Below are 7402 nucleotides of genomic sequence, written 5' to 3'. Positions count from 1 at the left end.
CGGGGCCGGCAGGGTGTCCAGCTTCGGGATGCCGCTGCCGCCCGACGCGCTCTGGTGGACGCCCAGCGCCGCCAGGCCGTCCGCCGTGTAGTCCTTCACGTGGTGGGCAAGCAGCGCGCCCAGGGCGGATACGCCCGTCGCGCCGCCCAGCGAGCGGAAGAAGTTGACCGTGGACGACGCCGCGCCCAGGTCCTGCGGGGCGACCTGGTTCTGGGTGCAGAGGACCAGGTTCTGCATCATCATGCCGATGCCCAGGCCGTAGACGGCCATGAAGATCGCCACGTGCCAGTACTCGGTGTCGTGCCGCATCGTCGACAGCGCGCCCGCGCCGCCCGCGAGCAGCACCGCGCCGGAGACCAGCCAGGCCTTCCAGCGTCCGGTGCGGGTGATGATCCGGCCGGAGAGCGTGGAGGAGATGAACAGGCCGCCGATCATCGGGATCGTCATGACGCCGGCCATCGTCGGCGACTCACCGCGCGCCAGCTGGAAGTACTGGCTCAGGAAGATCGTCGCGCCGAACATCCCTACGCCGACGAAGAGCGAGGCGATCGACGCCAGCGCGATCGTACGGTTGCGCAGCAGCCGCAGCGGGATGATCGGCTCGCTCGCCTTGGACTCGGTGATGACGAAGAGGATCGTCAGCAGCACCGCGCCGCCCACCATCGCGTACGTCTCGTTCGACGCCCAGTCGTACTTGTCGCCGGCCAGCGACACCCATATCAGCAGCAGCGACGCCGCCGCGCTGATGAAGAAGGCGCCCAGCCAGTCGACCTTGACCTTCCGCTTCACCACCGGCAGGTGCAGCGTCTTCTGCAGCACGATCAGCGCCAGGACGGCGAAGGGCACGCCCACGTAGAAGCACCAGCGCCAGCCCAGCCAGGAGGTGTCGGTGATGACGCCGCCGAGCAGCGGACCGCCGACGGTGGCGACGGCGAAGGTGGCGCCGAGGTAGCCGCTGTAGCGGCCGCGGTCCCGCGGCGCGATCATCGCGGCCATGATGATCTGGGCGAGGGCGGAGAGGCCGCCCATGCCGATGCCCTGCACGACGCGGCAGGCGATCAGCATCCCGGCGCTCTGCGACAGGCCGGCGACGATCGACCCGGCCACGTAGATCACCAGCGCCAGCTGGACCAGCACCTTCTTGCTGAACAGGTCGGCGAGCTTGCCCCACAGCGGCGTCGTCGCCGTCATCGACAGCAGCGTGGCGGTGACCACCCAGGTGTACGCGGACTGCCCGCCGCCCAGGTCCGCGATGATGTGCGGCAGGGCGTTGGAGACGACGGTCGAGGACAGGATGGCGACGAACATGCCGAGCAGCAGCCCGGACAGCGCCTCCATGATCTGCCGGTGGGTCATCGGCGCGGAGTCGCCGTGCGGCGGGTGTGCCGCGTGCGCGCCTCCTGCGCGGTGGCCGTGGCGCACACCGGCTGGTGTGGTCTGAGCCATGAGCTTCCTTACTGTGCGTTCGCGTTCGTGGTGCTGGTGGCGTGCGCGCCCCGGGCCACCGTCGGCGGCAGGCCGAAGCTCGCCCGCAACCGGGTCATCAGCTCGGTGAGCCGGACCACGTCGTCGTCCGGCCAGTCCGCGAGCGAGGCGGCGAGCGCCTCCGTATAGCGGTCGGAGATGTCATCGAGCAGCCGCTCGCCGGCCTCGGACAGGCGCAGCAGCTTGGAGCGCTTGTCGGCCGGGTCGCAGCGGCGCTCGATCCAGCCCCGGTCGACGCAGTACGCGAGGTGCCGGCTGGCGACCGAGACGTCCACGTCGAGCAGTTCGGCGATCCGGCCCAGGCGCAGCTCACCGTGGTGGCGCAGCAGGCTGAGCACGACCGACGAGGACGTCGAGCAGTGCGGCGGCAGGGCGCGGCCGAGCTCGCGGCGTACGGGTCCGATGACGCCGATCTGCCGGGCCAGGTCCTCGTACTGCGTGCGTGTGGCCATGCCGTCCACCCCCTGACCTATCAGTTGCTTAGGGCAACCATAATCTTGTTGGTTGCTACACGCAAATGAATCGGCGGTGTCGGATTCGGTGATGATCCTGTGGCCGGTCGTTCCATAGCCCGGGTCGCGTTCGCTAGGGTCCTGCCCCATGGCTCACAACCCCCAAGGACAGGCCCCGGGTCCGATGGACGACCCGGCGGGCAACACCCAGATGTTCCGCGCTTTCGTCGACGAGGGCGCCCCGCAGCAGCGCGGCGCCGTGGTGCAGGAGAGCAGCGGCTCGCGCGTCGGCCTCATCGTCGGCGTGCTCGCGGTCGTCGTGGTGCTCGCCGGAGCGGCGTGGCTGGCGCTCAGCTGACGGTCACTTCCAGTCCACGTCGACGTCCTGCGTCTCGACGTGCATGCCGATCGGCACCCGCCACTCCTCCACGCATACCGTCCACGTCTTCGTGACGCTGTCCCCGCTCCCGATCGGCGCGGGCAGCTCACGCTTGCCCTCGATCGTCGCCCAGTCGACGCCGAGGGCGCCGATGACGTGCGTGCCGAACTTCACGGTGCCGGAGCGGACCGGGGAGTCGCCGGAGTTGGTGAAGCGCAGGGTGACCTTGTTGCACCAGCGCTTGTCGGTGGTGGCGAGCTTCGGATCGCTGGTCTTCAGCACCGCCGGGCCCGCGGGCGCGGAGGACGAGCCGCCGCCGGCGGGCGCCGAGCCTTCGGGCGTACGGGACGAGCCGCCGGCCTTGTCGTCCCCGCTGCTGCCTGAACTCCCGCCCGTACCGGCGTCTCCACTTTCGCCGCCGCCCGACGGCGACGACGAGCCGCCGCGGTCGCCTTCGGGGCGCTTCTTCTCCTTCGGCAGCGGCACCATCGAGACCTCGGCCTTCGGTGGCTCGGCCGAGGTCGGGCCCTTGGCCGGGGCCTCGGCGCCGACCGCGGCATAGCCGGGCTTGCCGCCCTCGGAGCAGCCGGTGAGCAGCACCGCCCCGGCGCAGGCCGGGGCGGTGACGTAAGCGAGCAGGCGCAGTGTCCGACGCATCCCGCCAGTGTTCCTGACGGGGCGTCAGGTGTGAAGGGGGCTGCGGCAGACCTTTGGGCAGGGATTAGTCCGCGATCAGGCCCTCCCGCAGCGTGGCGAGGGTGCGGGTGAGCAGCCGGGACACGTGCATCTGGGAGATGCCGACCTGCTCGCCGATCTGCGACTGGGTCATGTTCGCGAAGAACCGGAGCATGATGATCTGCCGCTCGCGGGCCGGGAGCCGGGCCAGCAGGGGCTTCAGCGACTCGCGGTACTCGACGCCCTCCAGCGCGCTGTCCTCGTACCCGAGCCGGTCCGCGAGGGAGCCCTCGCCGCCGTCGTCCTCGGGGGCGGGGGAGTCGAGCGAGGAGGCGGTGTACGCGTTGCCGACCGCCAGGCCGTCCACGACGTCCTCCTCCGATACGCCGAGGTACTTGGCGAGTTCGGGGACGGTCGGGGAGCGGTCGAGCTTCTGCGAGAGGTCGTCGCCGGCCTTGGTGAGGGCGAGCCGCAGCTCCTGCAGCCGGCGCGGGACGCGCACCGACCACGAGGTGTCGCGGAAGTAGCGCTTGATCTCGCCGACGACCGTGGGCATCGCGAAGGTCGGGAACTCCGTGCCGCGGGCGCAGTCGAAGCGGTCGATCGCCTTGATCAGGCCGATGGTGCCGACCTGGACGATGTCCTCCATCGGCTCGTTGCGGCTGCGGAAGCGGGCTGCCGCGTAGCGGACGAGCGGGAGGTTGAGCTCGATGAGGGTGTCGCGGACGTAGGTGCGCTCCGGGCTGTCCTGCTCGAGCGTGGCCAGCCGCAGGAACAGGGAGCGGGAAAGCGTGCGGGTGTCGAGGGAGTCCCCTGCGGACGGCCGGGGCGCCGGGATGTCTGCGGTCTTCGAGACGTTCGCAGCCGCCGGAGCGTCGCGGTCAATCACCTTGGTGCTGCCCAGTTCTACGGACATGCCACCCCCTTTTTGAGGTCGCGGTCGGGTCGCGGCCGAGCTCCTCACCGAAGCGAGAAGCACAACCTCCACCTGAATACCGGAGGCCGGGCCGCGGCAAACGCAGTTCCAGCAGAATGTCACAAGTCAGCAACACGACCTAGCGCCAAGTCGACATATCTGCGCAGATCGGCCGGGGGTCGGCCCCTGGGCGGCCGGAACCAGTGCTACCCGATCAGGTTAGGAATCGATCCGGTTTGCGGATCGCAGCTTCGCGAAGCTGCGCGAGAGCAGCCGGGACACATGCATCTGCGACACGCCGAGCTCGGCGCTGATCTGCGACTGGGTGAGGTTGTTGTAGTAGCGCAGCAGCAGGATCCGCTGCTCCCGCTCGGGGAGCTGCACCAGCAGGTGGCGGACGAGATCGCGGTGCTCGACGCCGGTCAGCTCGGGATCTTCGTAACCGATCCGGTCGAGCAGCCCCGGCGTCCCCTCGCCCTCCTGGGCCGCCTCGAGGGAGGCGGCGTGGTACGAGCGGCCGGCCTCGCGGCACTGCCGCACCTCGTCCTCGCTCACGCACAGCCGCTCGGCGACCTCGGCGGTGGTGGGGGTGCGGCCGTGCAGGGTTGTGAGGTCCTCGGTGGCGCCGTTCACCTGCACCCACAGCTCGTGCAGGCGGCGGGGGACGTGGACGGTGCGGACGTTGTCGCGGAAGTAGCGCTTGATCTCGCCGACGACGGTCGGCATCGCGAAGGTGGGGAACTGGACGCCGCGGGTCGGGTCGAAGCGGTCGATGGCGTTGATCAGGCCGATGGTGCCGACCTGGATCACGTCCTCCATCGGCTCGTTCCGGCTGCGGAAGCGGGCCGCGGCGTAGCGGACCAGGGGGAGATTGGCCTCGATCAGCGCCGCCCGTACCCGGTCGTGCTGGGGGGTGCCGCGCTCCAGCGCGAAGAGCTCCTGGAAGAGCACCTGGGTCAGGGCCCGGGTGTCCGTGGGCCGGCCCGGCTGTGCGGGTAGGGCAGCGCTCGCGGACAACGGTTTCCTCCACCCCGACATGACCGGACAATCTTGGGAAAAGCGGTCATAGCATCACAAGAACGACACAGGGTAAGCAAGCACCGTAATTCGCCGTGTTGGCGGTCGTTTTGAGCGGTGAAGTAGGCCTATGTACGGGCCAAGACTCGTTCAGGACGTGCTCAAGGCTCGTTCAGGGCTCGCTCAGGACTCGTCGGTGGCCTGGTTGAGCAGGTCGCCCATGAAGTCGAAGATGCCCTTGACGAGCTGCGAGATCCATTCGAAGAGGACCTGGACCAGGTCCGCCGCCTGGGCCGGTGAGGCCACGATCGCGTACACCGCGAAGAGGCCGACCGCGGCCAGCGAGATCTTCTTGAAGTCCATGGTCGTCCCCGCCTCCCCTGCGGTGCGCACCGCGAGCGCGCCGTACACCCTGCGCACACCCACCGTGCCCGCCCGTTCCCCGGCCCAACCGCCAAGTCTATCGGCGCGTTAAGCCTTCACCTGAGTTTTCAGGACCAAAGACCTGGCGGCCAGGGTCTTTCGCGGCATCCATCGGCCGTCTACGACCCGCAGGATGGATACCAAGCCCGGAGGCGGTCTGGCAGGAACTCCTTCGGGCGAGGGACAGACCGCACTGCGTGGTCCGCCGCTGCTTCCCCCCAGCGCGGCGTCGACTTGCAGGTCTGTCCTCATCGGGGGAAGCGGCTTGTCCCCCCGATGCCGCTTCCCCCGCCCCCTCCATCTGGCGGGGGCTTTTTACGTTTCCGGGGCCAGGCGCCGCTCACTCACCTGCGGCCTGCCGCCACATCCGCCGGGACGCGGCCCGCAGCAGCCCCCGCGGCGCCAGCCGCAGCGCGGGCATCAGCGCCTTGTACTGGGCCCCCGGCACGCACCGCGACCGCCCGGCCGCCACCGCCTCCAGGCCCGCCCGTACGACGGCCTCCCGGCGCAGCCACAGCAGCCCGCCGGCCGAGTCGTCGGTGTGCGTGAAGCCCGGGCACAGCGCCGTCACGTGCACCCCGGACGCCCGGGTCTCGGCGTGCAGGCTTTCCGTCAGCGCCGCCACGTAGGCCTTCGTCGCCCCGTACACCGCGCTGCCCGGGGCGGGCGCGAAGGCCGACATTGACGCGACGTTCAGCACTCCGCCGTGGCCTTGGTCCAGCATCCCCGGCAGCGCGGTGTGGGTGAGCCGGGTCAGCGCCACGGCATTGAGCTCGACCTCCGCCAGCTGGTCCGCGAGCGGGAGCTCCGCGTACGGGCCGAAGGCGCCGTAGCCCGCGTTGTTCACCAGCAGCTCGAAGCCCTCGTCGCGCAGCCGCTCCTCGACCGCGGCGCGCTGGTCCGGGTCCGTCAGGTCCGCGGGCAGCACCTCCGCGCGTACCCCGTGGGCCTTCTGCAGCTTGGCGGCCAGCTCGTCGAGCCGCCCCGCCCGCCGCGCGACAAGGGTCACGTCGACACCCCGCGCGGCCAGCAGCCGCGCGAAGCTCTCTCCAAGACCGCTGGACGCACCCGTCACCAGAGCGGTGCGGTAGCGGTAGCGGTACGCTCCGGCCATGGCGGCTGAGGCTAGCCCGGTGGGGCGCGGACGGGAACGCCTGCCCGAGCGCCGCTCGCAGGTCACGTTTCCGTAACGTCGCGGGATGACGCCGGCCGCACGCGCTCTACCTCCGCAGACATGGCTTCCCGACACCACCCCGGGTCCCCCAGAGTGACCGAGACCACCACCGCCGCCGACGCGGATCTCACCGCGCGTATACGATCCGGCCCGCCGCCGGCCGCCGACGCCGCCCTGGACGAGCTCTACCGCCGCCACCGCGACGCGGTCCTCGCGTACGCCCAGCACTGCACCCTGGACGCGCACACCGCCGAGGACCTGACCTCCGAGGCCTTCGCCCGCGCCCTGCATGCCGTCCGCGGCGGCAGCGGGCCCGAGGCGGGCTGGCGGCCCTACCTGCTGGCCACCGTCCGCCGCACCGCCGGGGCCTGGGCCCGTACCGCCCGCAGGACCGAGCTCTCCCCCGACTTCGAGACCTGGCTGACGCGGCAGGCGCCGGAGGAGAGCGGCGAGGAGTCGCTGCTGCGGCGGGAGGACGAGGACCTGGTGCTACGCGCCTTCCGGCGGCTGCCGGAGCGCTGGCAGACGGCGCTGTGGCACTCCACGGTCGAGCGCGAGTCGCCCGATCGCATCGCCCCGCTCCTCGGCCTGACGCCGTCGGGGGCGGCTTCGCTGACGGCGCGGGCGCGGGAGGGGCTGCGCGAGGCGTATCTCGCTGCGCGAGTCGAGGACGCGGCGACGACGGAGGAGTGCCGGCACTTCACGGGGCAGCTGGCGGCATCGCTGCGCCGGGCCGGCCGCCGCACGCCGCGGCGGCTGGAGCGGCATCTGGCGGGGTGCCCGCGGTGCCGGCGGGCGGGGGTGGAACTGCGGGAGCTGAACGCCACGATGGCGGCGGTGCTGCCTGCGGGGCTGCTGCTGTGGGCCGGGGGGTATGTGGG

General features: G+C 71.1%; 9 protein-coding genes. 2 read left to right on the top strand and 7 right to left on the bottom strand.

The window, feature by feature from the left end:
• Both G5C51_RS38185 and G5C51_RS38180 read right to left on the bottom strand, forming a co-directional pair.
• Positions 1–1356 (bottom strand): MDR family MFS transporter (locus G5C51_RS38185; RefSeq protein WP_476715155.1); only part of this gene is annotated, 1356 nt, incomplete at its 3' end.
• A gap of 98 nt (positions 1357–1454) precedes the next feature.
• The gene (locus G5C51_RS38180) at positions 1455–1937 is read right to left on the bottom strand and encodes a MarR family winged helix-turn-helix transcriptional regulator (protein WP_165244870.1); all 483 of its coding nucleotides are present in this window, start codon (positions 1935–1937) and stop codon (positions 1455–1457) included.
• A gap of 148 nt (positions 1938–2085) precedes the next feature.
• Here G5C51_RS38180 and G5C51_RS38175 point away from each other — a divergent pair, with 148 nt between their 5' ends.
• A complete protein-coding gene (locus G5C51_RS38175; protein WP_165244868.1) occupies positions 2086–2295 on the top strand; it encodes a hypothetical protein in 210 nt (69 codons plus the stop codon).
• A gap of 3 nt (positions 2296–2298) precedes the next feature.
• On the opposite strand, the gene G5C51_RS38170 is transcribed toward G5C51_RS38175, so the two are convergent.
• The 5 genes from G5C51_RS38170 to G5C51_RS38150 form a co-directional block, all read right to left on the bottom strand.
• Positions 2299–2973, bottom strand: coding sequence for a hypothetical protein (locus G5C51_RS38170; RefSeq protein WP_165244866.1), 675 nt, complete (start codon positions 2971–2973; stop codon positions 2299–2301).
• A gap of 64 nt (positions 2974–3037) precedes the next feature.
• On the bottom strand, positions 3038–3907 hold the full coding sequence (locus G5C51_RS38165) for an RNA polymerase sigma factor SigF (protein WP_165244864.1): 870 nt from the start codon (positions 3905–3907) through the stop codon (positions 3038–3040).
• A 219-nt stretch (positions 3908–4126) separates the two neighbouring features.
• Positions 4127–4924, bottom strand: a complete 798-nt coding sequence (locus G5C51_RS38160; RefSeq protein ID WP_240930212.1) for an RNA polymerase sigma factor SigF — start codon at positions 4922–4924, stop codon at positions 4127–4129.
• Positions 4925–5107: 183 nt separating this feature from the next.
• On the bottom strand, positions 5108–5350 hold the full coding sequence (locus tag G5C51_RS38155; protein ID WP_338118461.1) for a hypothetical protein: 243 nt from the start codon (positions 5348–5350) through the stop codon (positions 5108–5110).
• A gap of 337 nt (positions 5351–5687) precedes the next feature.
• Complete coding sequence (locus G5C51_RS38150; protein WP_165244860.1) at positions 5688–6461, bottom strand: SDR family NAD(P)-dependent oxidoreductase; 774 nt, start codon at positions 6459–6461, stop codon at positions 5688–5690.
• A gap of 153 nt (positions 6462–6614) precedes the next feature.
• On the opposite strand from G5C51_RS38150, the gene G5C51_RS38145 reads away from it, so the two are divergent.
• Positions 6615–7402 (top strand): sigma-70 family RNA polymerase sigma factor (locus tag G5C51_RS38145; protein WP_165244858.1); only part of this gene is annotated, 788 nt, incomplete at its 3' end.

It is taken from the genome of Streptomyces coryli (genome assembly GCF_011044975.1).
In the GTDB taxonomy this organism is placed as follows: Bacteria; Actinomycetota; Actinomycetes; order Streptomycetales; family Streptomycetaceae; genus Streptomyces; species Streptomyces coryli.
Note: the sequence above shows the minus strand (reverse complement) of the source record. Positions and strands in the feature narration are given on the sequence as shown.